At 63.3% G+C, this 25,273-nt stretch carries 31 protein-coding genes and 1 tRNA gene; 20 read left to right on the top strand and 12 right to left on the bottom strand.

Annotated elements, in window-relative coordinates:
• Positions 1-95 precede the first annotated feature (95 nt).
• The 5 genes from GTW25_RS11120 (at position 96) to GTW25_RS11100 (ending at position 4,785) form a co-directional block, all read left to right on the top strand.
• The gene (locus tag GTW25_RS11120) at positions 96-794 is read left to right on the top strand and encodes an IclR family transcriptional regulator (RefSeq protein WP_252912182.1); all 699 of its coding nucleotides are present in this window, start codon (positions 96-98) and stop codon (positions 792-794) included.
• A gap of 228 nt (positions 795-1,022) precedes the next feature.
• Entirely contained in the window at positions 1,023-1,784 is a 762-nt protein-coding gene (locus tag GTW25_RS11115) for an IclR family transcriptional regulator (RefSeq protein ID WP_252912181.1), read from the top strand.
• Positions 1,785-1,833: 49 nt separating this feature from the next.
• Positions 1,834-2,799, top strand: coding sequence for a Bug family tripartite tricarboxylate transporter substrate binding protein (locus GTW25_RS11110; RefSeq protein ID WP_252912180.1), 966 nt, complete (start codon positions 1,834-1,836; stop codon positions 2,797-2,799).
• A gap of 13 nt (positions 2,800-2,812) precedes the next feature.
• A complete protein-coding gene (locus GTW25_RS11105) occupies positions 2,813-3,286 on the top strand; it encodes a tripartite tricarboxylate transporter TctB family protein (protein WP_252912179.1) in 474 nt (157 codons plus the stop codon).
• Positions 3,286-4,785, top strand: coding sequence for a tripartite tricarboxylate transporter permease (locus GTW25_RS11100; RefSeq protein ID WP_252912178.1), 1,500 nt, complete (start codon positions 3,286-3,288; stop codon positions 4,783-4,785). The genes GTW25_RS11105 and GTW25_RS11100 overlap by 1 nt, the downstream gene beginning before the upstream one ends.
• A 57-nt stretch (positions 4,786-4,842) precedes the next feature.
• Here the strand turns inward: GTW25_RS11100 and GTW25_RS11095 are convergent, their stop codons facing one another.
• The 3 genes from GTW25_RS11095 to GTW25_RS11085 form a co-directional block, all read right to left on the bottom strand.
• A complete protein-coding gene (locus GTW25_RS11095; RefSeq protein ID WP_252912177.1) occupies positions 4,843-5,229 on the bottom strand; it encodes an ACT domain-containing protein in 387 nt (128 codons plus the stop codon).
• Between the two features lie 17 nt (positions 5,230-5,246).
• Positions 5,247-5,555: a PLP-dependent aminotransferase family protein gene (locus tag GTW25_RS11090; RefSeq protein WP_252912176.1), complete on the bottom strand. Its 309-nt coding sequence runs from the start codon at positions 5,553-5,555 to the stop codon at positions 5,247-5,249.
• A gap of 418 nt (positions 5,556-5,973) precedes the next feature.
• Positions 5,974-6,063, bottom strand: a tRNA-Ser gene (locus tag GTW25_RS11085).
• 195 nt (positions 6,064-6,258) lie between these two features.
• Between GTW25_RS11085 and GTW25_RS11080 the strand changes: the two genes are divergently transcribed.
• The 4 genes from GTW25_RS11080 (at position 6,259) to GTW25_RS11065 (ending at position 9,818) form a co-directional block, all read left to right on the top strand.
• Positions 6,259-6,582 (top strand): hypothetical protein, encoded by a 324-nt coding sequence (locus GTW25_RS11080; RefSeq protein WP_252912175.1) that lies wholly within the window; start codon positions 6,259-6,261, stop codon positions 6,580-6,582.
• A gap of 48 nt (positions 6,583-6,630) precedes the next feature.
• Positions 6,631-7,296, top strand: coding sequence for a peptide-methionine (S)-S-oxide reductase MsrA (gene msrA / locus GTW25_RS11075; RefSeq protein ID WP_252912174.1), 666 nt, complete (start codon positions 6,631-6,633; stop codon positions 7,294-7,296).
• Between the two features lie 163 nt (positions 7,297-7,459).
• Complete coding sequence (locus GTW25_RS11070; RefSeq protein WP_252912331.1) at positions 7,460-8,455, top strand: BMP family lipoprotein; 996 nt, start codon at positions 7,460-7,462, stop codon at positions 8,453-8,455.
• 166 nt (positions 8,456-8,621) lie between these two features.
• Positions 8,622-9,818 carry an MFS transporter gene (locus GTW25_RS11065; protein ID WP_252912173.1) on the top strand — a complete coding sequence of 399 codons (1,197 nt, stop codon included), beginning with the start codon at positions 8,622-8,624 and terminating at the stop codon, positions 9,816-9,818.
• Here GTW25_RS11065 and GTW25_RS11060 read toward each other — a convergent pair.
• A complete protein-coding gene (locus tag GTW25_RS11060; RefSeq protein WP_252912172.1) occupies positions 9,787-10,557 on the bottom strand; it encodes an anti-sigma factor in 771 nt (256 codons plus the stop codon). The two genes, GTW25_RS11065 and GTW25_RS11060, sit on opposite strands and share 32 nt — an antisense overlap.
• Entirely contained in the window at positions 10,554-11,099 is a 546-nt protein-coding gene (locus tag GTW25_RS11055; RefSeq protein ID WP_252912171.1) for a sigma-70 family RNA polymerase sigma factor, read from the bottom strand. Before GTW25_RS11055 ends, GTW25_RS11060 begins: the two co-directional genes overlap by 4 nt.
• A gap of 187 nt (positions 11,100-11,286) precedes the next feature.
• Between GTW25_RS11055 and GTW25_RS11050 the strand changes: the two genes are divergently transcribed.
• Positions 11,287-12,078, top strand: a complete 792-nt coding sequence (locus tag GTW25_RS11050; protein WP_252912170.1) for a DUF4394 domain-containing protein — start codon at positions 11,287-11,289, stop codon at positions 12,076-12,078.
• A gap of 57 nt (positions 12,079-12,135) precedes the next feature.
• Here GTW25_RS11050 and GTW25_RS11045 read toward each other — a convergent pair whose 3' ends face one another.
• The 3 genes from GTW25_RS11045 to GTW25_RS11035 all read right to left on the bottom strand — a co-directional run bounded on the left by GTW25_RS11045 (position 12,136) and on the right by GTW25_RS11035 (position 14,094).
• Complete coding sequence (locus GTW25_RS11045) at positions 12,136-12,339, bottom strand: SlyX family protein (protein WP_252912169.1); 204 nt, start codon at positions 12,337-12,339, stop codon at positions 12,136-12,138.
• Positions 12,336-12,761, bottom strand: coding sequence for an acyl-CoA thioesterase (locus tag GTW25_RS11040; protein ID WP_252912168.1), 426 nt, complete (start codon positions 12,759-12,761; stop codon positions 12,336-12,338). The genes GTW25_RS11045 and GTW25_RS11040 overlap by 4 nt, the downstream gene beginning before the upstream one ends.
• Before the next feature lie 163 nt (positions 12,762-12,924).
• The gene (locus GTW25_RS11035; RefSeq protein WP_252912167.1) at positions 12,925-14,094 is read right to left on the bottom strand and encodes an iron-containing alcohol dehydrogenase; all 1,170 of its coding nucleotides are present in this window, start codon (positions 14,092-14,094) and stop codon (positions 12,925-12,927) included.
• Between the two features lie 114 nt (positions 14,095-14,208).
• Between GTW25_RS11035 and GTW25_RS11030 the strand changes: the two genes are divergently transcribed.
• From GTW25_RS11030 to deoA, 6 genes are all read left to right on the top strand, one after another.
• The gene (locus tag GTW25_RS11030; RefSeq protein ID WP_252912166.1) at positions 14,209-15,741 is read left to right on the top strand and encodes an ABC transporter ATP-binding protein; all 1,533 of its coding nucleotides are present in this window, start codon (positions 14,209-14,211) and stop codon (positions 15,739-15,741) included.
• Positions 15,738-16,877 (top strand): ABC transporter permease, encoded by a 1,140-nt coding sequence (locus GTW25_RS11025; protein WP_252912165.1) that lies wholly within the window; start codon positions 15,738-15,740, stop codon positions 16,875-16,877. The genes GTW25_RS11030 and GTW25_RS11025 overlap by 4 nt, the downstream gene beginning before the upstream one ends.
• Position 16,878: 1 nt before the next feature.
• Positions 16,879-17,853, top strand: coding sequence for an ABC transporter permease (locus GTW25_RS11020; protein ID WP_252912164.1), 975 nt, complete (start codon positions 16,879-16,881; stop codon positions 17,851-17,853).
• 162 nt (positions 17,854-18,015) lie between these two features.
• Positions 18,016-18,408 (top strand): cytidine deaminase, encoded by a 393-nt coding sequence (gene cdd / locus GTW25_RS11015; protein WP_252912163.1) that lies wholly within the window; start codon positions 18,016-18,018, stop codon positions 18,406-18,408.
• Positions 18,405-19,211: a purine-nucleoside phosphorylase gene (locus GTW25_RS11010; RefSeq protein WP_252912162.1), complete on the top strand. Its 807-nt coding sequence runs from the start codon at positions 18,405-18,407 to the stop codon at positions 19,209-19,211. Before cdd ends, GTW25_RS11010 begins: the two co-directional genes overlap by 4 nt.
• A 204-nt stretch (positions 19,212-19,415) precedes the next feature.
• Complete coding sequence (gene deoA, locus GTW25_RS11005) at positions 19,416-20,735, top strand: thymidine phosphorylase (protein WP_252912330.1); 1,320 nt, start codon at positions 19,416-19,418, stop codon at positions 20,733-20,735.
• Here deoA and GTW25_RS11000 read toward each other — a convergent pair whose 3' ends face one another.
• The 3 genes from GTW25_RS11000 to GTW25_RS10990 all read right to left on the bottom strand — a co-directional run bounded on the left by GTW25_RS11000 (position 20,736) and on the right by GTW25_RS10990 (position 22,275).
• Complete coding sequence (locus GTW25_RS11000; protein ID WP_252912161.1) at positions 20,736-21,266, bottom strand: retropepsin-like aspartic protease family protein; 531 nt, start codon at positions 21,264-21,266, stop codon at positions 20,736-20,738.
• A gap of 96 nt (positions 21,267-21,362) precedes the next feature.
• A complete protein-coding gene (gene upp, locus GTW25_RS10995; RefSeq protein WP_252912160.1) occupies positions 21,363-21,992 on the bottom strand; it encodes a uracil phosphoribosyltransferase in 630 nt (209 codons plus the stop codon).
• 73 nt (positions 21,993-22,065) lie between these two features.
• A complete protein-coding gene (locus GTW25_RS10990) occupies positions 22,066-22,275 on the bottom strand; it encodes a DUF6356 family protein (RefSeq protein ID WP_252912159.1) in 210 nt (69 codons plus the stop codon).
• Between the two features lie 99 nt (positions 22,276-22,374).
• Between GTW25_RS10990 and GTW25_RS10985 the strand changes: the two genes are divergently transcribed.
• The 3 genes from GTW25_RS10985 to GTW25_RS10975 all read left to right on the top strand — a co-directional run bounded on the left by GTW25_RS10985 (position 22,375) and on the right by GTW25_RS10975 (position 24,023).
• Positions 22,375-22,845: an Lrp/AsnC family transcriptional regulator gene (locus tag GTW25_RS10985; RefSeq protein ID WP_252912329.1), complete on the top strand. Its 471-nt coding sequence runs from the start codon at positions 22,375-22,377 to the stop codon at positions 22,843-22,845.
• A gap of 43 nt (positions 22,846-22,888) precedes the next feature.
• Positions 22,889-23,353 carry a dUTP diphosphatase gene (gene dut, locus GTW25_RS10980; protein ID WP_252912158.1) on the top strand — a complete coding sequence of 155 codons (465 nt, stop codon included), beginning with the start codon at positions 22,889-22,891 and terminating at the stop codon, positions 23,351-23,353.
• Between the two features lie 106 nt (positions 23,354-23,459).
• Positions 23,460-24,023, top strand: a complete 564-nt coding sequence (locus tag GTW25_RS10975) for a type 1 glutamine amidotransferase domain-containing protein (protein ID WP_252912157.1) — start codon at positions 23,460-23,462, stop codon at positions 24,021-24,023.
• Positions 24,024-24,138: 115 nt separating this feature from the next.
• Here GTW25_RS10975 and GTW25_RS10970 read toward each other — a convergent pair whose 3' ends face one another.
• Positions 24,139-24,279, bottom strand: a complete 141-nt coding sequence (locus GTW25_RS10970) for a hypothetical protein (RefSeq protein ID WP_252912156.1) — start codon at positions 24,277-24,279, stop codon at positions 24,139-24,141.
• Positions 24,280-24,593: 314 nt separating this feature from the next.
• Here GTW25_RS10970 and GTW25_RS10965 point away from each other — a divergent pair, with 314 nt between their 5' ends.
• Positions 24,594-25,103, top strand: a complete 510-nt coding sequence (locus tag GTW25_RS10965; RefSeq protein ID WP_252912155.1) for a YciE/YciF ferroxidase family protein — start codon at positions 24,594-24,596, stop codon at positions 25,101-25,103.
• Positions 25,104-25,273: the final 170 nt, after the last annotated feature.

Below are 25,273 nucleotides of genomic sequence, written 5' to 3'. Positions count from 1 at the left end.
TAGATTCATCCGGGCATCAGTCAAGGCGAATTCTTGTGAGCAGAACGCCGTTGTCGTAGATGAAAATGACGGAGACTGTTTCGGGGCAGAACGGAATGAAGGGCGACACAGACAAGAAGGGTGGTGTGGATGCGGTCGAGCGCGGCCTTGCCATACTCGCCGCTTTCGAGGACGGCGCGGCGCAGCTTACCCTTGCTGAAGTGGCGCGTCGGACCGGGCTGTATAAAAGCACGATCCTGCGTATCGCATCGTCGCTTGAGGCCAAGCGATTTTTACATCGCAGGGCCGATGGCGTCTTCCAGCTCGGTCCCGAACTGTGGCGACTGGGTAATGTGTACCGGAACAGTTTTCACATCGGGCTTTATGTTCGCCCGGTCTTGCAGTCGTTGACGGATACGACCGAGGAAACCGCCTCGTTCTACGTGCGTGAAGGACAGCAGCGGGTATGTCTCTACAGGGTCAATTCACCGCGCTCGGCCCGTCATCATCTGGAAGAAGGCGTTCGGCTGCCAGTCGGGCAGGGCGCTTCCGGTCGTATTCTGCTTGCCTATACGGAGATCGGCGATCCGACGTTTGAGGATATCCGTCAGGCGGGCCTGGTGATTTCCAGGGGCGAGCGCGATCCGGAAGTGGCAGCCGTGTCGACACCGGTCATCGACCAGAAAGGCAGGCTGCACGGCGCATTGTCGGTTTCGACCCTGATCAGCAGGTTCGATGCCGAACTGGAAGCCAGAATCATTCCAGCCTTACAGATCGCCTCGCAAAAACTGTCCGAGCTCATACCCCCGGAATAAAGGACGACACCGTCCAGACCTCCCTTCAAACATCGATTGACGTTACGTTATACGTAAGATAGTTTCGCTGGGCGTAACAACGGAATCGTTCAAGATGGCGCTGTCCCCAAGCGTAAGCGTTCCGGACCTGATCGATGCTCCGTCCTTCTCTTGGTTCGTGGAGCTTTGGAGCGTTTCGCACATCTTCGGTTGCGATTTCACCGACGAGATGTCGGATGGAGAGGCCGGATGAGCGAATACGGCGTTGATGCGGTCGAGCGGGCGCTTCAATTGCTGGACGCGTTCGACGACGATCAGGAAAGCTTCGAACTGCGCGAGCTTGCCGCAAAGACCGGTTTCACCAAACCGATGATCATGCGGCTCACCTCCTCGCTTGAGCGTTTCGGTTATCTTCAGAAGGCCGATGACGGAAGTTATCGTCTGGCTGCCAGCCTCTGGCGGCTCGGCGCTCGATACCGGCGCAATTTTTCTGTCGAGAATATCATCCGGCCGGTTCTTGAAGAGATGGTCGGGCAAGGCAACGAGACCGCCGTTTTCTATGTCCGTTCGGGCGGCAAGCGAATCTGTCTCTATCGCCAGAATTCGCCCCGGCGGGCGCGTCATCATGTCGAGATAGGCGACCTTCTGCCTCTGGATACCGGTGCCGCGGGCCATCTGATCCTCGCATTCGACAATGCGCAAGGCAAACTCTACGACGAAATCCGCTCGCGCGGGCATGTCGTCAGTCATGGCGAGCGCGATCCCGACGTGAGCGGTATCGCCGCGCCCGTATTTCGCGGCGAAGGCGAATTCGTCGGCGCGCTGATCACGACGGGCCTGCGCTCGCGGGTCGAAGCCGAGACCGAAGCGCTGCTCACAATGACCCTTGAAGCCGCGCGACGTGTGTCTCGCATGCTTGGATATGTGCCACGCGATATCGATCTGGTGCGTCGATGGAAGGATCGCCACAACGACGCAGCGTCCGACAAACGTCCAGCTCTCCGATCCTGACGGTCGGAAGAATTCAAACTGGGAAATATCCATTCAAGGGAGGAAACCGATGGATCGCAGACAGTTTCTTATTTCCGTAGGCGTGACGGCTATCGTTGCGGGTGCGCCGCGACTTGCCCTGGCCCAGGACTTCGCCAATCTCGACCTGTTCGTTCCCGCAGCGCCGGGCGGCGGCTGGGACCAGACAGCCCGCGTGATGGATGCCGTGCTGCGTCAGGACGGCCTGATCGGCAATTCACGCATCACCAATGTCGGCGGAGCCGGCGGCACGATCGGCCTTCCGCAATTCATCAATAGGCATTCCGGCGACGGCGAGACGCTGATGACGGGTGGCATGGTGATGGTCGGCTCCATCATCACCAACAAGTCGCCTGTCGATCTGAGCATGGTCACCCCGATCGCCCGCCTGACCGGGGAATATCTGGCCATCGTGGTGCCTGCCAGTTCCGAGCTCCAGAACATGGCCGATCTGGTCGAGGCGCTGAAGGCCGATGCGGGCTCCGTTTCATGGGCAGGCGGATCGGCGGGCGGCAGCGATCATATTCTGGTAGGTCTGGTCGGCAAGGCGGCGGGCGTCGATCCGGTCGCTATGTCCTACGTCGCCTATGCGGGCGGCGGTGAGGCTCTTGCCGCGCTGCTTGGCGAGCAGGTGACATGCGGCGTTTCGGGTTGGGGCGAGTTCTCCGAACAGGTCGCCGCGGGTGCGTTGCGTGTATTGGGTATCTCTGCCCCGGACCGGGTCGACGGCATCGATGCGCCCACCATCAAGGAACAGGGTGTGGATGTCGAGCTTCTCAACTGGCGTGCCGTCTTCGGCGGACCGAACCTTTCCGAAGAGCAGAAGGCAAGGCTGATCGATCTCGTCACCAAAATGGATGCTTCGCCGGCCTGGCAGCAGGAACTGGCGAATCGCTCATGGACCCGCCTGTTTCTGGCGGGAGACGAGTTCGCCACTTACCTCGAGGAGGATACGAACCGTATTCGCGATATCCTCGAAGATCTCGGTCTGGCCTGATCGGGTCAGGATGATGTCAAGAACAACAAGCCCCTATGTGGTCGCCTTGTTGGTCGTCGCCCTGGGATTGTGCGTGGTCTACATGACCACGCAGATCTCCGTGCCGGCGGCCTATGCCAAGGTCGGCCCGACTGTGTTCCCCTATTCGATCGGCGTGGCGTTGCTCGTACTGGGCGGTCTGTTGCTGATTGACGCGTGGCGTCAACGATGGGACTGCGAGGCCACCGACCCCGCATCCCACAAGCCGGACATCGTGTCGATGTCTTGGGTGCTGGCCGGGATGGCGCTCAACCTCGCGCTCATCGGCTTCGTCGGCTTCATCCTGTCATCCACCGTCATGTTCGTGTTCATCGCCAAGGGCTTCAGTGCCCGCAGGCTGTGGCTTGCAGCCGCTGTCGGGTTCATTCTGGCGCTGATCGCCTATTACGGCTTCGCGCAGGTGCTCGGCCTGCGCATGGGGTCCGGCCTCATCGAGGATCTCCTGTGATGGACGCTTTCGCTTCCCTGCTTCATGGTTTTTCAATTGCGTTGACGCCCGTAAACCTCCTTTGGGGGGCGGTGGGTGTCACTTTGGGAACGGCGGTTGGCGTGCTGCCGGGACTGGGGCCGGCGCTCACCATCGCGATGCTGTTGCCGATCACCTTTCAGGTCGAGCCGACGGCGGCGTTCATTTTGTTCGCCGGCATCTATTTCGGTGCGATGTTCGGCGGATCGACGACATCGATCCTGATCAATACGCCGGGCGAAAGCGCCACGATCATCACCGCGCTGGAAGGTCACAAGATGGCGCGCAACGGTCGTGGCGGGCCTGCACTGGCGACGGCCGCGATCGGTTCGTTCGTCGCGGGTACGGTCGGCGTCATCGGAGTCACGCTGCTTGCGCCCGTGATCGTGCGCTTCGCCCTTTCCCTTGGCCCGGCTGACTATTTCGCTCTGATGGTGCTGGCATTCATCACCGTTTCGGTCGTGCTCGGCTCATCGGTCGTGCGCGGGCTGACGGCGTTGGCTCTTGGCCTTTTGATCGGACTGGTCGGCGTCGATCTCCAGACCGGACAGGCACGTTTCGCCTTCGGCCAGATGGCTCTGCTGGACGGCATCGATGTGGTGATCGTTTGCGTCGGTCTGTTCGCCGTGGGCGAGACGCTGCATCTTGCCTCTCGCTATAAATCGACGAAGGAAGAGATCATTCCGATCAAGGGGTCTTTGTGGATGAACCGTGAAGACTGGTCGCGTTCCTGGAAGCCGTGGCTGCGAGGTACGTTTCTGGGCTTTCCTATCGGCGCCATGCCCGCTGGCGGAGCGGAAATTCCGACCTTTTTGTCCTATTTCGTCGAACGAAAGCTTTCGAAGCGGCCCGAAGAATTCGGTAAGGGCGCGATCGAGGGCGTCGCCGGCCCGGAAGCCGCCAACAATGCTTCGGCCGCCGGTGTCTTCGTCCCGCTCCTGACGCTGGGCCTGCCCACCTCGGCCACCGCCGCGATCATGCTTTCGGCCTTCCAGAGTTACGGGATCAATCCTGGCCCGCAATTGCTGACCACCCAGCCCGATCTCGTGTGGGGACTGATCGCCAGCCTCTATATCGGCAATGTGCTGCTTCTCGTGCTGAACCTTCCGCTTGTGGGGCTTTGGGTGCAAATCCTGAAAATCCCTACGCCCTATCTTTACGCCGGCATCCTGGTTTTCGCGACCATTGGAACCTATGGGATCAGCCAGTCGGTGTTCGATCTGGCCCTGCTCTATGGCATCGGCGTTCTGGGCTTTTTCATGCGCCGTTTCGATTTTCCCACCAGCCCCGTCATCATCGGCATGATCCTTGGACCATTCGCCGAGCAGCAGTTCCGCCGCGCCATGACCATCAGCCAGGGCGATCTGACGGTATTCCTGACACGGCCGATCTCGGTGACGTTGCTGTCCATCGCCCTGCTGGCAATCTTGGCACCCCTCATCTTCCGGATGATCAGGTCTTCCAGAACGCGGACGGCGTGACCGATCAGGTCTGGCAGTACAATATTTGGACATTCGGCCCATCGGACGGCGGAATGGCTATTCCAGGAAGGAATGGCCCGCCGCGATGAGCAGTCCGATCGCCCTGTCGCGGTCGGATTCGGCAATCAGAAGATGCTCACCGTCGAAGGTGCACACGACGAATACGCCGATGCCGTTCGAAGACAAGGGCGCAATGAGAGACTGCACGATGCCTGTCGCCTGAAAATCGAACGGTCCGACTGTGCGCAGGCAGATCCATCCACGTTCCGCCTCGACACCGTCGGGCACGCGAGTGTCACTGCAAACGATGGTCAGTTCGTCATCCGAGCGGATGATCGCGCAAAACCCCGGACCAGACGTCCAGGCCGGTATGGCGGCGTCGGCGCCCAGCCGCGTGACCGCGTATCGTCCAGGGACGAACCGAAGCTTCAGCTTTACCGTCATCACCGTCCCCCTTGGTCCTAACCTGTTGGCTTGCAGATCGTCTCGAAAAGCTCGCCGATCGTCAGCGGCGGAGATAGAACGATCATGTCGCCGGATGTGCGCACGAGCAGGCCGTTTTCAAGGCAAATGCGCGAACATGCCTGGCCACGCTCGCCGGCAGCACCTGCCCTTGGCGCGAATTCCACCGCGCCCAAAATGCCGGCGGTGCGAACGTCCACGATATTCTTGGCGCCCTTCAGCGCCACCGCATGTTTCCGCCAGATCGGGATGATGCGGTTGACATGTTCCAGAATGCCGTCCTGCTCGAATGCGTCGAGCGTCGCCACGGCACCGCAATCGCCAGCGGATGCGCGGAGTACGTATAGCCATGGAACAGCTCGATCATGTCTTCGGGGCCTTGCACGAAGGCATCGAAAACCTTGTCGCGCACCAGGACTGCGCCGGGCGCGCCGTCTGGGTATCGGCCCCAGGCTGATCCGAACCGGCCTTGATCCACGCCCGCCACGCCACCGATCTCTTTCGGCAGCTTAATCTGAAAAAGGTAACTCCTTCCTGACTGGACGAGACAGGGGCCCGCGCCGCAGCGTCCGGCAGCCTTTGCCGGGGCGGCAGATTGCGCCTCGTTTGCGCTACCCGCAACGATACCCGGCTTTCTTCAATCGTGCCAAACCTTCGAATGGGCTCGGATCAGGCAGAAAACGGACCGAAAACGCTGTTATCCAGACCGGTTCTGATGAAATCAAATGGCGGAGAGAGAGGGATTCGAACCCTCGAGACGGTTTCCCGCCTACACACTTTCCAGGCGTGCGCCTTCGACCACTCGGCCACCTCTCCGAAAGCATCGCGGCGCAAGGGGCCGGGACACGCAGGCCCATCTAGTCGATCGCAGCCGGCTTGTGAAGACCTTGATTAAGCGAAAGACGGCCTGAGCCGGTTTCATTTTTGCAAAGCGCGATTGCGCCGGCCGTCGCCTTGGCGTACCCAATGGGATGCCGACGCCCAGAGGCCCCGAAATCGCCCGGTTCGAACATGGCTTTCCTGTTTCGTTTTATCGCATCGCTCTTTCTCGCTGCCGCAGTCATCGGCGCTGTCGTTGACGCGGCGCGCTCCATTGCCGCCAGCGGGAACGTCGTGCTGACGCCGCTCGCCGATGCGTTTCTCGCGCTGGATGCCGATCCCTATACCGGCCTTGTCGCCTTCGGTGAGGCGAACGGCATCGACGGCTTCTGGACGCCGCTGGTCGAAGCGACGCTTTCGGCCCCTGCCATCTTGGTATTCGTCGGTGTCGCCCTCATATTCTATGCTTTGGGCTACCGGCGCCGGCCTGACCGGCGCCATGCCTTCCACGCTTGATGACGGATTACGGCGCGATGCCGGTCCGTTCGCGAAGGAGACGAGGCGATGTTCTTTCTCGGCGATATCATGAACAAGAAGGTGAAGATGCCGGCGGCAAGCGAGGCGCTGCCGGGCCGCACCGCACCGATCCCGACATCGGAAAGGCACTATGTTTCGGGCGTCGCCCAAAAGGCTGACGCACCCGAAGGCATGGAAACGGTCTATTTCGGCATGGGCTGTTTCTGGGGTGCCGAGCGCCTGTTCTGGCAAACGTCGGGCGTCTGGCTGACGGCGGTCGGCTATGCGGGCGGCATCACGCCCAACCCGACCTATCAGGAGACCTGCACCGGTTTGACCGGCCACGCCGAAGTCGTGAAGGTGATCTACGATCCGCAAAAGGTTTCCTTCGCGGACCTTCTGCGCGTCTTCTGGGAGAGCCATGACCCGACGCAGGGCATGCGCCAGGGCAACGATGTCGGCACGACCTACCGCTCGACGATCTATACGACGACAGAGGCGCAATTGCATGCGGCCGAAGCGTCGAAGGCCGACTACGAGAAGGCTTTGAAGGCGAGGGGCCTTGGCCGGGTGACGACGCAGATCATGGCCGCACCGACATTCTACTACGCCGAGGAAGACCATCAGCAATATCTGGCCAAGAACCCGTATGGCTATTGCGGGTTGCAGGGCACCGGCGTCGCCTGTCAGGTTCCAGCTTCCGTTGCGTCGTAGCGCGCGGGTTCATCACTTTGTCCGAAAGGCCAAAATTCCGCGTGAAATTTGCGCGTCTGCGTGCAAAAGTGGAATGCGAGCGGGGGATACCTCGCCATATCCGACATGGCGGCTCGACGCCATGCCGGCAACAGGCAAGATAACCGACAGGGTGTGGATCAAGATGAAGCGTATGGTTCTTGGCCTTCTGGCCGCAACAGCATTGACCGTTCCGGCCTTTGCCCAGGACGAGATAACCCCCGGCCTTCTTTTCGATCTCGGAGGCAAGTTCGACAAGTCGTTCAACGAAGCCTCCTATATGGGCGCCGAGGAGTTCAAGACCGAAACCGGCATTGAATATGTCGAGTTCGAGGTTTCGAACGAAGCACAGCGCGAGCAGGCCCTGCGCCGCTTCGCCGAGGACGGCCGCAACCCGATCGTCATGGCCGGTTTCAACTGGGCCGCTGCCCTCGAGACCGTCTCCGAAGAATATCCGGACACCGACTTCGCCATCATCGATATGGTCGTCGAGAAGCCGAATGTGCGCTCGATCGTCTTCAAGGAGCAGGAAGGGTCCTACCTCGTCGGCATTCTGGCCGGTATGCAGACCGAATCCAACACGGTCGGCTTCGTCGGCGGCATGCAGGTTCCGCTCATCGGCAAGTTTGAATGCGGCTATGTCGGCGGTGTGAAGGCTGCGAACCCCGAAGCAACCGTCATTCGCAACTATACCGGCGACACGCCGGCCGCCTGGAATGATCCGACACGCGGCGGCGAAATCACCCGCAATCAGATCGATCAGGGTGCGGACGTCGTCTATCATGCCGCCGGCGGCACGGGCGTTGGCGTTCTTCAGGCCGCCGCAGATGCCGACATCATGGGCATCGGCGTCGATTCCAACCAGAACGCCATGCATCCGGGCCATGTTCTCACCTCGATGATCAAGCGCGTGGACGTCGCCGTCTATAACGCGTTCATGGACGCGCGGAACGGCAACTTCGAATACGGCATCCAGAATCTCGGCCTTGCCGAGGATGGTGTCGGCTACGCGGTCGATGAGAACAACGAGGCGCTGATCACGCCCGAGATGGCGGAAGCGGCCGAGCAGGCCAAGGCCGACATCATCTCCGGCGCTGTCGAGGTCCACGATTTCATGACCGACAATTCCTGCCCGTACTGATTTCAGGCTCTCGAATGGTTGAAACCGCCGGGCTCGTGCCCGGCGGTTTCGTTTTCGCCGCGTCGTTTCGCAAATCCGGATTCCCGTTCGGTCCAATGCTCTATCGGTGCGACGACCGGGCGCAATTGCCGTAAAGAGGCGGCGCGAATCGATTGCGGAGTGAAGCTTGAGCGCGATTGCAGACAGATCCCTGCGCCTGACGGCAATCGCCCTGCTGCTCCTGACCGGCGTGTTCACCGGTGCACAGCTTGCCAAGACCGCGCCGCTGATCGGCTGGTATGTCGAGGACCTTGGCCTGACGCTGGTGGAGGCGGGCTGGGTCACGGCCCTGATCGGCATCTTCGTGGCGCTCGCCGCGCTTCCGGCCGGTTTCGCGATCGCGCGGATGGGGCCGCATCGGTCCTTCGTCGTCGCCTCGGCGATCATCGTGCCGGGCGGCCTCGTGCTTGCGGCGGCGACCGAACCCCCGATGATCTTCGGCGCACGCGTTCTCGAAGGGGCAGGCTATGTCATCCTGTGCATCGGCCTGCCGTCGCTGCTGACGGCAATCTCGCCCCCGCAATGGCGCGGCCCGGTACTGGCGGTATGGAGCGGTTTCGTGCCGCTCGGCTATGCCGCTTCGGACCTGCTCGCCGGCCTCCTCGTGCCCGTCTTCGGCGAGCCTGCCTACCTTCTGACGATGACCGTTTTGTTCGCGCTGCTCGCACTTGCCGCCAATATGGCGCTGCGTCGCCTGACGGGGGTTCCGGTCGAGACGGCGAAAAAGGCAGGCGGCGCATCGGGCGTCTTCAGCCTGCCGGTGATCATCGTCGCTCTCGCCTTCGGCATCTTCGTGCTGCAATCGGTGGCGCTGTTCACCTTCCTGCCGACCTTCGCGGCAGTGCCGGGCGCGCTTTTGCTCGCCCCCGCCTTCGTCGCGCTGGCGACCCCGCTCGGCAACGCGCTTGCCGGGGTTCTGGTCGCGGGCCGTGCCGCCGCCTTCATGGTCGGGCTGGCGCTGGTCGCCTTCGCCGTCACCGCGATTGCCGCCTTTGCGGCTTTCGTGTCCGGCGGCATCTGGCCTGCCAGCATGGGCGCGGTGACCATGGCGATCGCGAGCGGCGTCGTCGCTTCGGCGCTCTTTGCGGCGACCCCGTTCCTGGTCACGCGCGGCGAAGCCGTCCCCGCCGCCATCGGGCTCGTCAGCCAGGCGGGCGGGCTCGCAACGCTCGCCAGCCCGCCGCTTGCCGCCTTCATCATCGAGCGTGCCGGCTGGGCCGGCTATGGCTGGTTCCTGACGCTCTCGGGGCTGGCCGGTGTCGTCGTTCTCGTTCCGCTGGTTCTCCGGTCGCTTAGCGAGGCGGCGAGACGGCGAGCCCCTTGACGAGGATCGGCCCGAGCGGACGCCCCGCCGACGAACGCGGCGCGTCCTCCAGCGTGATCTCGTAGAGCTGCTGCGGCTGCGGTGCCGGCAGGTCCGGTCCGGTCAGCATCGCCTCACGCGCGGACGCCATCGTGCCGAGCGAAACGGGGCCGACGGCCTCGTCGTAAAGGGTCCACACTTCGAGAACCTTGCCGTCCGGCACGTCGAAATCCGTGAGCGGCACGATCCGCACCCGGTCGTCGGCATAGGCTTCGACCAACGCGCCGGGCACGTCGTTCTCGCCCAAAAGCACGACCACCACTTCCGGGTCGCGCGCCGTCACCGAGGCCTGCCCGACGACATAGCCGAGCCCGCAGGCGGCAAGGATGCTGGCGGCGAGCGCCGTTCCACGCGCGCCCGTGAAAAGCCGCGCCATCGGGCGTCTGAGCCCCAGATGGCCGTGGCGGTCGCTCGGGCGAACGGGAATGCCGGCGGCCGCCAGTTCGCCCTGCATCGCCTCGGTCCGGGTCATCTGTTCCATGCCGGCGATCCCGGCCGACACGCGCTGCCACAGGCCGTCGCCCGGCGCTGTTGCCGGCGCGCTGCGATCGAGACCTTCCATGCGGTTGGCGAACGACCAGACGGAGTCGCGAAATTCCGGGTCGATGATCAGGTCGCGTTCGGCGCGCTGGCGCTCCGCATCGTCCATCAGGCCGAGCACATAGTCGCCGGCGCGCATTTCGCGTTCCTCGCGGCTCATGACAGGCACTCCTTGAGCGAAACGACGCCGCGCCGGATCCAGGCCTTCACCGTGCCGACGGGCGCACCGAGGGTTGCGGCGATCTCGCCATGCGAGAAGCCGACGACATAGGCCATCAATATCGATCGGCGACGCTCGGGTTCGAGCTGCCCTAGGCAGCGCTTCAAATCTTCGCTTTCGGGCAGAGCGTCATAGGCGGTGTCGGCGTCGGCCGCACGGTCGCCGAGCGCGGTGAGGTCGTCGGCGGCATGAAAGTCGAGGCGGCTGCCGTCGCGGATCAGGTTGAGCGCGCGGTGGCGCACGATCGTGGTCATCCAGGCGCGGGCCGCGCCGCGCTCGTGGTCGTAGACGGCCGCCTTCCTCCAGACCGTCACGAACGCATCCTGCACGACTTCCTCGGCCAGTTCGCGCCGGCGCACGATCCTGTTCGCGATCGCCAGCAGGCGGCCCGCCTCGAGATCGAAGATCGCGGCAAATGCCTTGCGGTCCCCCCCGGCGACGCGGCGCATCAGCCCGTCGCAATCATCCGTCCGTGCATCCAAACTGCATTCTCCCAGAACTTTCGGTCACTTTACACGCCGGCGGCGCGTTTCGATGCACAATGAGAAAAAATTTTGAAACCCTGCATCCAAACGATCACCTGCCGGGTAAGGCCATTGAGGACCCGCGCAGTGAAACAGGCTGCGCCCCCCTCCCAAACGCTTTTTGAAACGCCAAGAGGAGAACTCAATGTCCATTCATCTGACCCGCATCGCCCTTGCCGCCAGCGTCGCGACGCTCGGTTTCGCGTCAGTCGCCGCCGCTGCGCCGGTCGTCGGGCTCGTCGGCGACAAGACGCTCGTCTGGTTCGACACGGATGCGCCGGAAGTCACCAACACGGCCGAAGTCGAGGGCGTCGATCGCCTTCTCGGCATCGACGTGCGCCCGGCCGACAGCATGCTCTACGGCATTGCTGCCGATGGCACCATCGTCACGATCGATCTGGAATCGGGCGCTGCGACCGCCGGTGAAACGCTGAGCGAGATGTTGCCGGACGGCGTCGATTCCATGGTCGACTTCAACCCCGTGGCCGACCGCATCCGCGTCATGGGCTCGGACGGCACCAATCTGCGCGTTCATCCCGACACGGGCGAAACCACCGTCGACGGTTCGCTGAACTTCGAAGCCGATGACGAGAATGCCGAGGCCACGCCGAACGTGGTCGCGACCGCCTACACCAACTCGGTCGGAACGCCCGAGGAAACGGCGATGTACGACATCGACGCCGATCTGGGTGCGCTTCTGCGCCAGACCGCGCCGAACGACGGCACGCTGGCGACGATCGGCGCGCTCGGCATCGAAGGTGCGACCACCTACGCGCTCGACATCCAGGCGACCGCCGAGGGCGAGAACACCGCATGGGTCGTCGCGGCCGGCGGCCTCTACACGGTCGATCTGGAGACCGGTGCGGCCGAAATGGTCGGCGAAGTCACCGGTGCCGACGGCGATATCCGCGACATCGCGGTCCTGCCGGCGATGTAATCCGCCGCATATTCGAGACGGAAAGGCCGGGTTCATCCCGGCCTTTTTCGTCTATGCCTAGTAATGCGGGGGCTTGGTGATCGGCACGTCCGGTGCGGACTGCTCTTCAAGCGCGAGGAACCGGTGCGTCAGAGCGTCGAGCTTCTTCTGCATCTTCTCGATCACCTGCCATTGCTGCGCGACCTCGGCGGACAAATCTTCGATCGTGCGTTCCTGATTGGCGGCCAGCACTTCGAGCTGGACGAGCCGGGGATCGGTCATGAGGTAATGCTTTCGAGTTTCGCGCGCAGCGCGGAATTGAGGGGCGTTGGGCGACGGGTTGCCGCATCGACATAGACATGCACGAAGAAGCCCTCGGCGGCCGCTTGCCTTTCGTCGTTACGAAACAGCCCGACTTCGTATCGCACCGACGAATTGCCGAGCTTCGCCACGCGGATGCCGGCATGGACGACATCCGGGAATGCCAGTTCCGCGAAATACCGGCATCCCGTCTCGACCACGAGGCCGATCTGGTCGCCCTTGTGAATATCGAGAACGCCTTCCGCGATCAGCCAGCCGTTCACGGCCGTGTCGAAAAGCGAATAATGGACCACATTGTTCATGTGGCCGTAGATGTCGTTGTCCATCCAGCGCGTGGTGATGACCTGAAAAGCCGGGAAGTCGTCGCGGGTGGAGCGGGTCATGACGGGGTATCCGCATCCGCTCTACGACGCCCCGCTCTGGCCTTCCGGCCATCTCCCCCGCACGGGGGGAGATCACGCGGTGTCGCCGACGAGACCAATCTCCCTCCTCGCGGGGGAGAGGGCCGGAAGGCCAGAGGGGGGCGTCGTCCCGCAGCCATATCCCTCACCACGCGGCCCGATAAATCGACTGCGCATCCGCCTCGCCGACCGTGCGCGGATTGTTGACCAGAAGCCGCTGCTGCTTCATCGCGTCGGCGGCCATTTTCGCCAATGCATCTTCCCCGATGCCGACATCGCGCAAACGTGGTGGTAGCCCGACGCGCTTCGACAGCGCGGCAAGTTCCTCGATGAATGCCGCGCAACGCCCCTGCACGTCGTCTTCCTTCGCCAGCACGGGAAAACAGTCCGCCGCGATCTCGGCGTAGAGATGCCCGGCGTCCGGCGCGTTGAACCGCAGGACATGCGGCAGGACGAGCGCGTTCGACAGCCCGTGCGGAACGTGGAACGTCCCGCCGATCGGATAGGCGAGCGCATGAACGGCGGCGACTGGCGAATTGGCGAAGGCCTGCCCCGCCAGCATCGAACCGAGCAGCATCGCCGCGCGGGCTTCACGATTACGCCCGTCATCGACGGCCTTTTCGATATTGGCCGACAACAGCCGCAAAGCCTCCCGCGCCAGCATCTTCGACAGCGGATTGTTGTTGGCGCTCTTCGAGGCATAGGCCTCGATCGCGTGGACCATCGCGTCGATGCCCGTGGCAGCGGTGATCGCCGGCGGCAGGCCGAGCGTCAGGTCGGAGTCGAGAACCGCGATGTCGGGCAGGATGATCGGTGAGGAGACGCCGCGCTTTTCTTCCTCGCCCACAGTGATGATGGAAACGGGCGTCACCTCGGAGCCGGTCCCGGCGGTCGTCGGCACCAGCACCAGCGGCAGGCGCGGGCCTTTCGCCTGCGCGACGCCCCAGGCTTCATCGAGGTCTTCGCCCGAGCCGAGAAGCAGCGCGGCCAGCTTGGCGACGTCGAGCGAGGAGCCGCCGCCGAACCCGACGACGCCGGTTACGCCGTGTCCGGCCTCCACGGCTCTCATCAAGGTTTCGCGTGACGGATCGGCCTCGACGTGCCCGAAAACGGCCACCTCGATGCCGGCCGCTTCCAAAGAGGCGATCGCCGGATCGCAAAGGCCGAGCGTTCGCAGCCCTGGATCGGTGACGAACAGCACGCGCGCGCCGAGCCGGCGGGCTGCGATTTCGCCAAGTCGGGCGGCCGCACCCTGCTCGAAGACGAGCGATGCCGTGGTGTTGAAGGTGAAGGGCGAGAGCGCGGAATGTGTCATGCCGGCAAACTGGCAAGACGGCAGCGCCTTGTCGAGGGCACATGCACGTTTGCAGGTGCGAAGCGCACATGCTAATCCCGATTTTTGACCACGGCGTCCAGACGGAAATCCTGCATGTCCGAATCGGCGATCGAACTCGTCGGCATCAACAAGAGCTTCGGCTCGGTTCGTGCCAACAAGGATATCGACCTCAACATCAAGTCCGGCACCATCCACGGCATCGTGGGCGAGAACGGCGCGGGCAAATCCACCCTGATGTCGATCCTCTACGGATTCTATCAGGCCGATTCCGGCGAAATCCGCGTCGGCGGCAAGAAGGTGGCGATTGCGTCGTCGAACGACGCCATCGCGCTCGGCATCGGCATGGTCCATCAGCATTTCATGCTGGTTCAAAATTTCACGGTGCTGGAAAACATCATCCTCGGGGCCGAGGGCGAGGCGCTGCTCAACTCTTCCATTTCCAAGGCGCGCTCGGAATTGCGCCGTCTGGAAAAGGAATACGGCCTCGACGTCGATCCCGACGCCATCATCGAGGATTTGCCGGTCGGCCTCCAGCAGCGCGTCGAAATCCTCAAAGCGCTCTATCGCGGCGCCGATATCCTCATTCTCGACGAGCCGACAGGGGTTCTGACGCCAGCCGAGGCCGATCACCTGTTCCGTATTCTCGACCAGCTCCGCGCCGAAGGTAAGACGGTGGTGCTGATCACGCACAAGCTGCGCGAGATCAAGGCGATCACCGACAGCGTCTCGGTCATGCGTCAGGGCGCGATCGTCGACACCCGCAAGACCGCCGAGGTGAGCGTCGAGGAACTCGCCGAACTGATGGTCGGGCGCCGCGTCCTCCTGCGCGTCGAAAAGGGCGACATGCGGCCCGGCGAGGTGAAACTGTCCGTCCGCAACCTGACGGTCGTGGATTCGCGCGGCGTGAAGGTGGTGGACGACGTGTCCTTCGACGTGCGCGGCGGCGAGATCGTCGGCATTGCGGGCGTCGCCGGCAACGGCCAGTCGCAGCTTCTGGAGACGATCTCGGGCATCCGCGCGGCGGTCTCGGGCACGGTCACGCTCGACGGCAAGCCGATCGACGTGACGGGCGCCGCCGATCCGGGTGATCTGCGCGACCGCGGCCTCGCCCATGTGCCGGAGGACCGGCACTATGTCGGCCTCGTCCTGCCCTTCGAGGAATACGAGAACTCGATCCTCGGCTATCACGACCGCGCCGAATACCTGAACGGGCCGTTCCTGAACATCGACGCGATCCGCGCCGACGCGCGCATGAAGATCGAGCAATACGACGTGCGCCCGCGCAACGAGCGCCTGAAGACGGCGAATTTCTCCGGCGGCAACCAGCAGAAGATCGTGCTCGCGCGCGAACTGGAAAAGGACCCCGGCGTCCTCGTCATCGGCCAGCCGACGCGCGGCGTCGATGTCGGCGCCATCGAATTCATCCACCGCCGCCTGATCGACATGCGCGATCAGGGCAGGGCGGTGCTGCTCGTCTCGGTCGAACTCGACGAAATCCGCTCGCTGTCGGACAGGATCCTCGTGATGTTCGACGGCAAGGTGGTCGGCGAGCGCTCCGGCGAGGCAACCGAAGGCGAACTCGGCCTCCTGATGGCCGGCATCGACGGCAAGGAGGCCGCCGAATGAGCGTACCTTATGCGAAACTCCCCGGCTGGGCCGACTACGGACTTATCCCGCTGATCAACGTCATCGTCGCCTTCGCGGTGGCTGGCCTGGTCGTGCTCCTCGTCGGTGAAAGCCCTGTAGAAGCATTCGGCTATCTGATCGAGGGCGCTTTCGGGCGCGGGCAGAACATCGCTTACACGCTCTATTACGCGACGAGTTTCATCTTCACCGGCCTTGCCGTTGCCGTCGCCTTCCATGGCGGGCTGTTCAATATCGGCGGCGAGGGGCAGGCATATGTCGGTGGGCTTGGCGTCGCGCTGATCGTCCTGTCGCTGGACACGGTCTTTCCGTGGTGGGTGAATTTTCCGCTGGCGATCCTCGGCGCGGCGCTGATGGGCGCGCTCTGGGCGTTCATCCCGGCCTATTTGCAGGCAAAGCGCGGCAGCCACATCGTCATCACGACGATCATGTTCAACTTCATTGCTGCAAGCCTGATGGTCTACCTCTTGACCACGGTCCTGAAGCCGCCCGCGTCGATGTCGCCGCAGACGCGCACCTTTGCGGAAGGGGGGCAACTGCCCAAGCTCAACTTCGTCTTCGACTGGTTCGGCGCTGCGGTTCGCTCCTCGCCGCTCAATATTTCGTTTCTTTTGGCGCTCGTGGCGGCCTTCCTCGTCTGGGTGCTGATCTGGCGCACGAAGCTCGGCTACGAAATCCGCACGCAAGGGTTCAGCCCCAAGGCGGCGCGCTATGCCGGCATCGGCGAGACGCGCATCATCCTGATCACGATGATGATCTCCGGCGCGCTCGCCGGCATGATGGCGCTGAACCCGGTCATGGGCGATTCCAACCGCTTGCAGCTCGATTTCGTGACCGGTGCCGGCTTCGTCGGCATCGCGGTCGCGCTGATGGGGCGCTCGCACCCCGCCGGCATAATCCCCGCCGCGATCCTCTTCGGGGTGCTCTATCAGGGCGGTGCGGAGATCGCGTTCATGATGCCGTCGATCAGCCGCGACATGATCATCATCATCCAGGGCCTCGTGATCCTGTTCGCCGGCGCGCTGGAGCACATGTTCCGTCCCTCGCTGCAAGCGATGTTCGCGTCGATCTCCCCGCGTTCAGGCGCGGGCGAAGCCGCCGGCCAGAAGGGAGCCTGAGATGGAACATTCCTTCGTCGTCGCCATCCAGATCCTCGATTCGACCATCCGCCTGTCGATCCCGCTGATGTTTGCCTGCCTCGCAGGGCTTTATTCGGAGCGTGCGGGCGTGTTCGACATCGGGCTCGAAGGCAAGATGCTCGCTGCCGCCTTCGCGGGCGCTGCCGGTGCGGCCGTCTACGGCTCCGCCTGGGTCGGCCTGAGCCTTGCTATCGTCGTGTCCGTCTTCCTCGCGCTCGTCCACGGCTTTGCCTCGATCACCAATCGCGGCAACCAGATCGTTTCCGGCGTGGCGATCAATTTCATTGCCGCCGGCACGACCGTCATTTTGGGGCAGGCGTGGTTCGCGCAGGGCGGTCGCACGCCCTCGCTTGGCGGCGAACAGCGCTTTACCGGCGTGGCCCTGCCGTTCGCGGAAGCCGCCCGCGACATTCCGATTATCGGCTATATTTACGCCGAGCTGATTTCGGGCCACTCGATCCTCGTCTATCTAGCCTTCTTCACCGTCGCCTTCACCTGGTGGGTGTTGTTCCGCACGCGTTTCGGGCTGCGCCTGCGCGCCGTCGGCGAAAACCCGGCCGCCGTCGACACGGCCGGCATCTCGGTGACGTGGCTGCGCTATCGCGCGGTCATCTGCACGGGCATACTGTGCGGTTTGGCGGGTGCGTATCTGTCGATGGCCATCGGCGCGGGATTCGTGAAGGACATGACGGCCGGGCGCGGCTTCATCGCGCTCGCCGCTCTGATCTTTGCCAAGTGGAAGCCCGTCCCGGCCATGTTCGCCTGCCTTCTGTTCGGCTTTCTCGACGCCGTATCGATCCGCCTTCAGGGCTCGCCCCTGCCCATCATCGGGCCGGTGCCGACGCAGCTCATGCAGGCGTTGCCCTATGTGATGACGGTGATCCTGCTCGCCGGCTTCATCGGCAGGGCCATCCCGCCACGCGCCGGCGGCGTGCCGTATGTGAAGGAGCGGTGAGGGTGCGCACTGACCCCCACTCCGGTTTGCTGCGCAAACCACTCTCCCCCCTCAAAAAGGGAGAGGAAATCGTCGCCGCTTCCACGCTCCCTCTCCCCCGCAAGGGGCGAGAGGTGGCTGCCGAAGGCAGACGGAGTGGGGGCCTTCCGACTGGACTGTTCGATGAAAACTGATCTCTTCACCACCGCCCGCGAGGCGATGACGCATGCCTACGCGCCCTATTCGAAATTCCCCGTCGGCGCAGCCCTGCTGACGGACGACGGACGCGTCTTTTCCGGTGCCAATATCGAGGTCGCGTCCTACCCGGAAGGCTGGTGCGCCGAGACGACGGCGCTCGGCCATTACGTCATGGCCGGCGGCGGACGCATCATGGAAATCTGCGTGGTCGCCGAGAAGATGGACCGCATCACGCCGTGCGGCGGTTGCCGCCAGCGCCTCGCCGAATTCGCCGATGCCGATACGAAGCTGCATATGTGCGACCAGAACGGCATCGTGGAAACGGTGACGATGGGCGATATCCTGCCGTTCGGCTTCAAGGGAGACACGCTGAAATGACCGACGCGATCGCGCAGCTGACCGAACGTCTCGAAGGTCGCATGCCGAAGGTGGCGCTCGTCCTCGGCTCCGGCCTTGGCGGCCTTGTCGACGAGGTCGAGAATGCGGTGCGCATTCCCTATGGCGATCTGCCCGGTTTCCCGCAAAGCGGCGTCACCGGCCATGCGGGGCAGATCGTGGCGGGCGATTTCGCCGGCCGGCAGGTGCTGATGCTCGCCGGCCGCGCGCATTATTACGAACACGGCAACGCCGCCGCCATGCGTCCCGCGCTGGAAGCGCTTGCCGGTATCGGTATCGATAAGCTGCTGCTCACCAATGCGGCGGGTTCCCTGCGGGAGGAAATGGGACCGGGCTCGGTGATGCTGATCACCGATCACATCAATTTTTCAGGCACCAACCCGCTCTTCGGCGAACCGACCGACCGGCGTTTCGTCGGGCTGACCGAAGCCTATGATGCGGGTCTGCGCGCCGCAATCGAGCGTGCGGCCGAAGTGACCGGCATCGAACTCCACAAGGGCGTCTATATGTGGTTTTCCGGCCCGTCCTTCGAGACGCCTGCCGAAATCCGCATGGCGCGCATCATGGGGGCGGATGCGGTCGGCATGTCGACCGTGCCCGAAGTTATCCTCGCCCGCTTCCTCGGCCTGCGCGTCGCGGCCTGTTCGGTCGTCACCAATCTGGCGGCAGGCATGACCGGCAACGAACTGTCGCACGAGGAGACGAAGGACATGGCCCCACTCGGCGGCAAGCGCCTGGCGACGATCTTCCGGGCGATGCTGGCCGATGAGGCGCTGGATGGCTGACGTGGCGCTCCGTCACGCCCCCCTCTGGGCTGCCGCCCGTCTCCGCCGCATGGGGGGAGGTCAAGCTCTTCGTCTTCCAGTTCAAACGGCCGTCGTATTTGCGAAAGAGGTGCTGTGCGTGATCTCCCCCCGTGCGGGGGAGATGCCCGGCAGGGCAGAGGGGGGCGCGACAGAGCGCAACCCTCCGCGATCTGCGGCCTGACGATGCTCCCGCAGGAGATCATCGCCAGAAAGCGCGACGGCAAGGAGCTTTCGAAAGACGAGATCACCGCATTCGTCGAGGGTCTTTCAAAAGGCGGATTCACGGAAGGGCAGGTCGCGGCCTTCGCCATGGCCGTGTTCCTGAACGGCATGGGGCGGGACGAGGCGGTCGCGCTGACGCTTGCCATGCGCGATTCCGGCCATGTTCTCGACTGGACGGACCTGCCCGGCCCCGTGACGGACAAGCATTCGACTGGCGGCGTCGGAGACAATGTCTCGTTGATGCTCGCGCCCATCGTGGCGGCCTGCGGGGCCTATGTTCCGATGATATCGGGCCGCGGCCTCGGCCATACCGGCGGGACGCTCGACAAGATGGATTCGATCCCCGGCTATAGCTCGCAGCCGGACGAGGCGCTTTTCCGCAAGATTGTGCGTGAAACGGGCTGCGCGATCATCGGCCCGACCGCCGATCTGGCTCCCGCCGACAAGCGCTTCTACGCCATCCGCGACATCACGGCGACGGTTGAATCGGTGCCGCTCATCACTGCCTCTATCCTGTCGAAGAAACTGGCCGCCGGCCTCGGCTCGCTCGTCCTCGACGTGAAGAGCGGCAACGGCGCGTTCATGGCCTCGCCGGAAAGGGCGCGTGCGCTGGCGGAAAATCTGGTCGAAGTCGCCAACGGCGCGGGCCTGCATACAACGGCTCTCGTCACCGACATGAACGCGCCGCTGGCTTCAGCGGCCGGCAATGCGTTGGAAGTGGCCAACGCGGTGCGCTTCCTGACAATGCGCTCCACGGAGCCGCGACTGAAGGAGGTCACCCTCGCACTTGCAGGCGAGATGTTGATGTCATCCGGCGTTGCAGCGACACTCCAGGAGGCAACGATGCTTGCCGTAAACGCGCTGGGAAGCGGAGCGGCAGCGGATCGGTTCGCGCGCATGGTTGCCGCGCTGGGCGGGCCGATTGATTTCCTCGAGAAAATGGAGATGCATCTGCCTGCGGCAAAAACGGTGCGGCCCGTGCTGGCACAGGACGAGGGTTACATCAGCCACATCGACACGCGTGCCCTCGGCGTCGCCGTCGTGGAACTCGGCGGCGGCCGTCGCCGCGCCGAAGACAAGGTAGATCACTCGGTCGGCATCACACGCATCGCCATGCCGGGGCTAAAGGTGGAGGCGGGACAAGCTTTGGCGTTCGTCCACGCGCGCGATGAGTTTGACGCGGAAATGGCCGCAAATGCCGTCCGCGCCGCGATCAATATTGCAGCCGAACGTCCGTCCTTGCCGGAAACGGTGTCCGAGCGCATCGCGCCACGCCACTGATCACTGTTCGAGCAGCAATCGTCCGTTTTCGACCTGATAGCGCTTGAGATTGCCCAAAAAGCTCATCCCGATCAGCGTGCCCGAAAGCGCGGAATCGTCGAGCACCACCGCCTGTACGTTCCGCGCCACGATGCCGCCGATCTCCATCCGGTCGATGCGCGCCGCAGCGGCATGTACGGTTCCGTTCGCCGTGTTCACCTTCTGGCTGAAATCGGCATTGGCAAGCGAGATGCCCACCCGCCGCGCGGTCGTGCGGTTGATGGCGACGACGCTTGCGCCCGTGTCGATCATCGCCTCGACGGGGCGTCCGTTGAGACGGAACTCGCCGATGAAATGACCGCGCACGTCTGGCTCCATCTGGACGCGGCGGCCGCCGGCAGACGGTTGCGACGGCGCGGCGGATAAAAGCGCAGGTGCGGTTTCGCTCGAAGACCCACCGGCCTGAGGCTGGCCGTTCCGTTCGAGCACGAAGGGAACCGCGACCGCCATGCCGGCCATGAACGCTCCACCCACAATGACATTGCGCAGCATGAAGCGCCTCCGATCAGCAGATGGGGCAGTCTACACGGCAGCGCGCAAAGCCGCGCTTAACAGGCGCGGCCTTCGCGAAGCATCGTTAAGGGCGGGTTATTTGGTGCCGTACATCCGGTCGCCCGCATCGCCGAGGCCGGGCACGATATAGCCCTTCTCGTTCAGCTTCTCGTCGATCGAGGCAGTGACGACCGGCACGTCGGGATGCGCCTTGGTGAAGCGCGCGATGCCTTCGGGCGCGGCGAGCAGGCACAGGAAGCGCAGATTGGTCGCTCCGCGCTCCTTCAGCTTGTCGACGGCCATGATCGCGGAATTGGCGGTGGCGAGCATAGGGTCGACAACGATGACGAGCCGGTCGCCCAGATCGCCCGGTGCCTTGAAGAAATACTCGACCGCTTCGAGCGTCTCGTGGTCGCGGTAGAGGCCGACATGGGCGACGCGCGCGGCCGGCACGAGGTCGAGCATGCCGTCGAGCAGGCCGTTTCCGGCGCGCAGCACGGAGGCGAAGACGAGCTTCTTGCCTTCCAGCGTCGGCGCTTCCATCGTCTGCATCGGCGTTTCGATGATCCGCGTCGTCAGTTCCAGCCCGCGCGTCACCTCGTAGCAGAGCAGGAGCGAGATCTCGCGCAGCAGGCGGCGGAAGCTCGCCGTCGACGTGTCCTTGTCGCGCATGATGGTGAGCTTGTGCTGGACAAGCGGGTGGTCGACGACGGTCACGCCCTGCATGGTCTGTCTCCGGATTTGCGTTCAAGCGGCTGATGCGAGGACGCATAACGCCTGACGCGTCGGAGTCAAATGGTCAGTGCGACGAACGCTTCGACGTCCGCTCATAAAGTTCGCGAACGATGCGGCTGGCCGTCGTCTCGAACAGGAAGGGCAGGATGGCATGGACGAGCGCAGCACCGGCCGCCAGCATCAGGCGGGACGCGAACCAAAGCGCGAAGGCCATATGCCCGAAATAGGTCTCGCCGACTGTCTGCGGATGCGTGGTGAAAAGGCGCGCGATCATGTGGTGTCTCCCGTTTGACCATCATGATGCGCCGATTTGCCGGCTGATCGATCCCAATTCGTTATTGCAGGAGTGCATATATTGGGACATTATCCCAATATGGACTATGAAATCGACCCGATCGATCGAAGAATCATCGCCGCGCTGCAGCGCGACGCCTCCATGTCGATCGATCGCCTGTCCGAGGAGGTTCATCTTTCGCGCAATGCCTGCTGGCGGCGCGTGAAGCTGATGGAGGAGGCGGGAATCATCACCGGCCGCGTCGCTCTGGTCGATGCGGAAAAGCTTGGCTACGGACTGTCGGTGATGATTCTGGTCCGCACCTCGCACCATGAACCCGAATGGCTGAAGGCGTTTCGCGACGCGGTCCTGTCGATCCCCGAAATCCATGGTGTCTACCGCATGTCTGGCGATCTCGATTACGTCCTTCGCGCCCGCGTGCCGGATGTGAAGGGCTACGACCGTCTGTATCAGCGGCTGATCGCGAAGGTGCCGCTGTCGGACGTATCCGCATCCTTCGTGATGGAGGAAATCAAGGAAACGATGCTGTTGCCACCAATCGTGCGCTGAACGGCAATTGACGCCCGGCGCATCACAGGGAATAGAAGCGCGCATGACCAACATTTCGTCCCCCACGATCGGTTTCCAGCGCCTCGACCATGGCGAGGGCATCGAGCTTCCGTCCTATGAGAGCGAGGGTGCCGCCGGCATGGATGTGCGCGCCGCGGTTCCGGCGGACCGCGAACTCATCCTTCTTCCGGGTCGGCGTGCGCTTGTTCCGACCGGCCTGATCCTCGAAATCCCGGCCGGCTACGAGGTGCAGGTGCGCCCCCGTTCCGGCCTTGCCTTCAAACACGGCGTGACCTGTCTCAATACGCCGGGCACCATCGACAGCGACTATCGCGGCGAGGTGAAAATCCTGCTGGTCAATCTCGGCGACGCGGAGTTTTCGATCACGCGCGGCATGCGCATCGCGCAGCTCGTCGCGGCGCCGGTCGTTCAGGCGCGGCTTGAGGAGCGCTCGCATCTGGGCGCAACACTGCGTGCCGCAGGCGGCTTCGGGTCCACCGGCCTTTGAAACAATTCGTGTCGAACTGCCGACACGAGGCGTGAACCAAACCCGTGTCCTGACGTTTGAAAGCAGCGCCCCCTTGGGTGCGGCAATCGAACGAAGGAGACGCGCCATGCCGGCAATCGGTCAATCGAAGATCATGATCCTTGCGACCGACGGCTTCGAACAGTCGGAGCTCGAGGTTCCGTTGATCAGGCTCAAGGATGCCGGCGCCGAGGTGCATGTCGTCTCGCTCGAATCGGGCGAGATCACCGGCTGGGACAAGGATGACTGGGGCAGGGCCGTCCCGATCGACAAGGTTCTGGCTGACGTATCGCCTGCCGACTACGACGCCCTCGTCCTGCCGGGCGGCCAGATCAATCCCGATCTGTTGCGTGTCGAGGACAAGGCGGTGCAGTTCGTCAAGGCTTTCGATCAGTCCGACAAGCCGCTCGCCGCGATCTGCCATGCCCCCTGGCTCCTGATCGAGGCCGGGCTGGTGCAGGGTCGCAAGGCGACATCCTACAAATCGATCAAGACCGACATGATCAATGCTGGCGCACGTTGGGAAGATACTCCCATGGTGCGCGACGGCAATCTGATCACGTCACGAAATCCCGGAGATCTGGACGCTTTCTGTGCCGCCATCATCGAGGCGGTGGAGGGAGGTTCGGCACAGCGTTCGGCTGCCGAGTAGCGGATCAGTCTCGCAGCCGGGCAAGCGGCGCTGGCGCCTTCGTGGCTGCCGCGCCGCTTCTGCTTTTGGGCGATTTTCTTATTCATCGGGGGATGACGGCGGCGGATGTCGGACGTCAGCGGGCGACCATGTGCCCGCCGCGCCGCGCGCAAGCCGGACCGGGGCCGCGCATATAGTGGCGTTCCGGCCGATAGGTCGGAATGAAGAATTCGCGCATCGCGCGGATGGTGATGTTGATGCGAACCCAGATACGCATAACCTGAAATCCTGAACAGCGGCGTCCCTTGCCGAGCCACGCCACATTAACGAAGCCAGATGAATTTCCAGTGAATCGGAAATTAATCCATAGGGCGAATTTGCTCCCAAGAATGGCGGAAATGCGCGAGTTTCATGTCGTATCCGTGCTGCGGCGCATCTTGTCCTTGCTTGTTGCTCAAATGGCACGGTGCCGCCGTTGAAACATTTCATTCACGATATCGACCCGAGCGGAACGCCAGTGCGCCGATGGCGTTGGGACCTCATCGCATATCGGCAATCGTGCCGGGCGAAAAGGAATGAAGGGACCGCATCATGGGTCTTTTTTCGAAGGACATAAAAACGATGGACGATTTGTTCGTCCACACGCTGCGTGACATCTATTACGCGGAAAAACAGATTCTGAAAAACCTGCCGAAGATGATCGACAAGGCGGACAGCCCGTTGCTGCGCCAAGGCTTCGAGACGCATCTGCGTGAGACCGAAGGGCATGTCGATCGTCTCGAAAGCGTCTTCGAGCTTTACGGCGTCGAGGCCAAGGGCGTCACATGCCCCGCGATCGACGGCATTCTCAAGGAAGCCGATGAAATCGCGGGCGACATTGACGACAAGCAGGTTCTGGATGCCGCGCTCGTCGCCGCCGCGCAGGCCGTCGAGCACTATGAGATGACACGCTATGGAACGCTGATCGCCTGGGCCAAGAAGCTTGGACGCGGCGATTGCGCCGAAATCCTCCAGCAGACGCTGGACGAGGAAAAGGCGACCGACGCCAAATTGACCGAACTTGCCGAAGGACGCGGCATCAATCTGGCAGCAGCGGAGTAAAGTCGTCATCGGGCAGCAACCCATCTGCCGCTCCGGTATCCCGCCAAGGGTGCTTGGGCCGTTGCGGCGCTGCTTCATGCAGTAACCACCTTCTCCCTCGCCCCGGGCGGTCAGCGGGATAGCGGGGGCGGTATTTAGCGAGACCCGGCGTCATCGACGCCGGGTCTCTT

This window comes from Aliihoeflea aestuarii (assembly GCF_024105665.1).
Classification (GTDB): domain Bacteria; phylum Pseudomonadota; class Alphaproteobacteria; order Rhizobiales; family Rhizobiaceae; genus Aliihoeflea; species Aliihoeflea aestuarii.
The sequence above is the reverse complement of the archived record's forward strand: the minus strand, read 5'-3'. Positions and strand labels throughout refer to the sequence as shown.

Bases quoted from the DNA above. Each gene is read 5' to 3' on its own strand.
- GTW25_RS11115 (WP_252912181.1), top strand. From the start codon at position 1,023: ATGAGCGAATACGGCGTTGATGCGGTCGAGCGGGCGCTTCAATTGCTG.
- GTW25_RS11095 (WP_252912177.1), bottom strand. From the start codon at position 5,229: ATGACGGTAAAGCTGAAGCTTCGGTTCGTCCCTGGACGATACGCGGTC.
- GTW25_RS11000 (WP_252912161.1), bottom strand. From the start codon at position 21,266: ATGCTGCGCAATGTCATTGTGGGTGGAGCGTTCATGGCCGGCATGGCG.
- GTW25_RS11120 (WP_252912182.1), top strand. From the start codon at position 96: ATGAAGGGCGACACAGACAAGAAGGGTGGTGTGGATGCGGTCGAGCGC.
- dut (WP_252912158.1), top strand. From the start codon at position 22,889: ATGACCAACATTTCGTCCCCCACGATCGGTTTCCAGCGCCTCGACCAT.
- GTW25_RS11080 (WP_252912175.1), top strand. From the start codon at position 6,259: ATGGCTTTCCTGTTTCGTTTTATCGCATCGCTCTTTCTCGCTGCCGCA.
- GTW25_RS10985 (WP_252912329.1), top strand. From the start codon at position 22,375: ATGGACTATGAAATCGACCCGATCGATCGAAGAATCATCGCCGCGCTG.
- msrA (WP_252912174.1), top strand. From the start codon at position 6,631: ATGTTCTTTCTCGGCGATATCATGAACAAGAAGGTGAAGATGCCGGCG.
- GTW25_RS11105 (WP_252912179.1), top strand. From the start codon at position 2,813: ATGTCAAGAACAACAAGCCCCTATGTGGTCGCCTTGTTGGTCGTCGCC.
- GTW25_RS11110 (WP_252912180.1), top strand. From the start codon at position 1,834: ATGGATCGCAGACAGTTTCTTATTTCCGTAGGCGTGACGGCTATCGTT.
- GTW25_RS11035 (WP_252912167.1), bottom strand. From the start codon at position 14,094: ATGACACATTCCGCGCTCTCGCCCTTCACCTTCAACACCACGGCATCG.
- GTW25_RS11060 (WP_252912172.1), bottom strand. From the start codon at position 10,557: ATGAGCCGCGAGGAACGCGAAATGCGCGCCGGCGACTATGTGCTCGGC.
- deoA (WP_252912330.1), top strand. From the start codon at position 19,416: ATGCTCCCGCAGGAGATCATCGCCAGAAAGCGCGACGGCAAGGAGCTT.
- GTW25_RS10990 (WP_252912159.1), bottom strand. From the start codon at position 22,275: ATGATCGCGCGCCTTTTCACCACGCATCCGCAGACAGTCGGCGAGACC.
- cdd (WP_252912163.1), top strand. From the start codon at position 18,016: ATGAAAACTGATCTCTTCACCACCGCCCGCGAGGCGATGACGCATGCC.
- GTW25_RS11025 (WP_252912165.1), top strand. From the start codon at position 15,738: ATGAGCGTACCTTATGCGAAACTCCCCGGCTGGGCCGACTACGGACTT.
- GTW25_RS11045 (WP_252912169.1), bottom strand. From the start codon at position 12,339: ATGACCGATCCCCGGCTCGTCCAGCTCGAAGTGCTGGCCGCCAATCAG.
- GTW25_RS10970 (WP_252912156.1), bottom strand. From the start codon at position 24,279: ATGCGTATCTGGGTTCGCATCAACATCACCATCCGCGCGATGCGCGAA.
- GTW25_RS10965 (WP_252912155.1), top strand. From the start codon at position 24,594: ATGGGTCTTTTTTCGAAGGACATAAAAACGATGGACGATTTGTTCGTC.
- GTW25_RS11100 (WP_252912178.1), top strand. From the start codon at position 3,286: ATGGACGCTTTCGCTTCCCTGCTTCATGGTTTTTCAATTGCGTTGACG.
- GTW25_RS11030 (WP_252912166.1), top strand. From the start codon at position 14,209: ATGTCCGAATCGGCGATCGAACTCGTCGGCATCAACAAGAGCTTCGGC.
- GTW25_RS10975 (WP_252912157.1), top strand. From the start codon at position 23,460: ATGCCGGCAATCGGTCAATCGAAGATCATGATCCTTGCGACCGACGGC.
- GTW25_RS11040 (WP_252912168.1), bottom strand. From the start codon at position 12,761: ATGACCCGCTCCACCCGCGACGACTTCCCGGCTTTTCAGGTCATCACC.
- GTW25_RS11010 (WP_252912162.1), top strand. From the start codon at position 18,405: ATGACCGACGCGATCGCGCAGCTGACCGAACGTCTCGAAGGTCGCATG.
- GTW25_RS11020 (WP_252912164.1), top strand. From the start codon at position 16,879: ATGGAACATTCCTTCGTCGTCGCCATCCAGATCCTCGATTCGACCATC.
- GTW25_RS11050 (WP_252912170.1), top strand. From the start codon at position 11,287: ATGTCCATTCATCTGACCCGCATCGCCCTTGCCGCCAGCGTCGCGACG.
- GTW25_RS11070 (WP_252912331.1), top strand. From the start codon at position 7,460: ATGAAGCGTATGGTTCTTGGCCTTCTGGCCGCAACAGCATTGACCGTT.
- upp (WP_252912160.1), bottom strand. From the start codon at position 21,992: ATGCAGGGCGTGACCGTCGTCGACCACCCGCTTGTCCAGCACAAGCTC.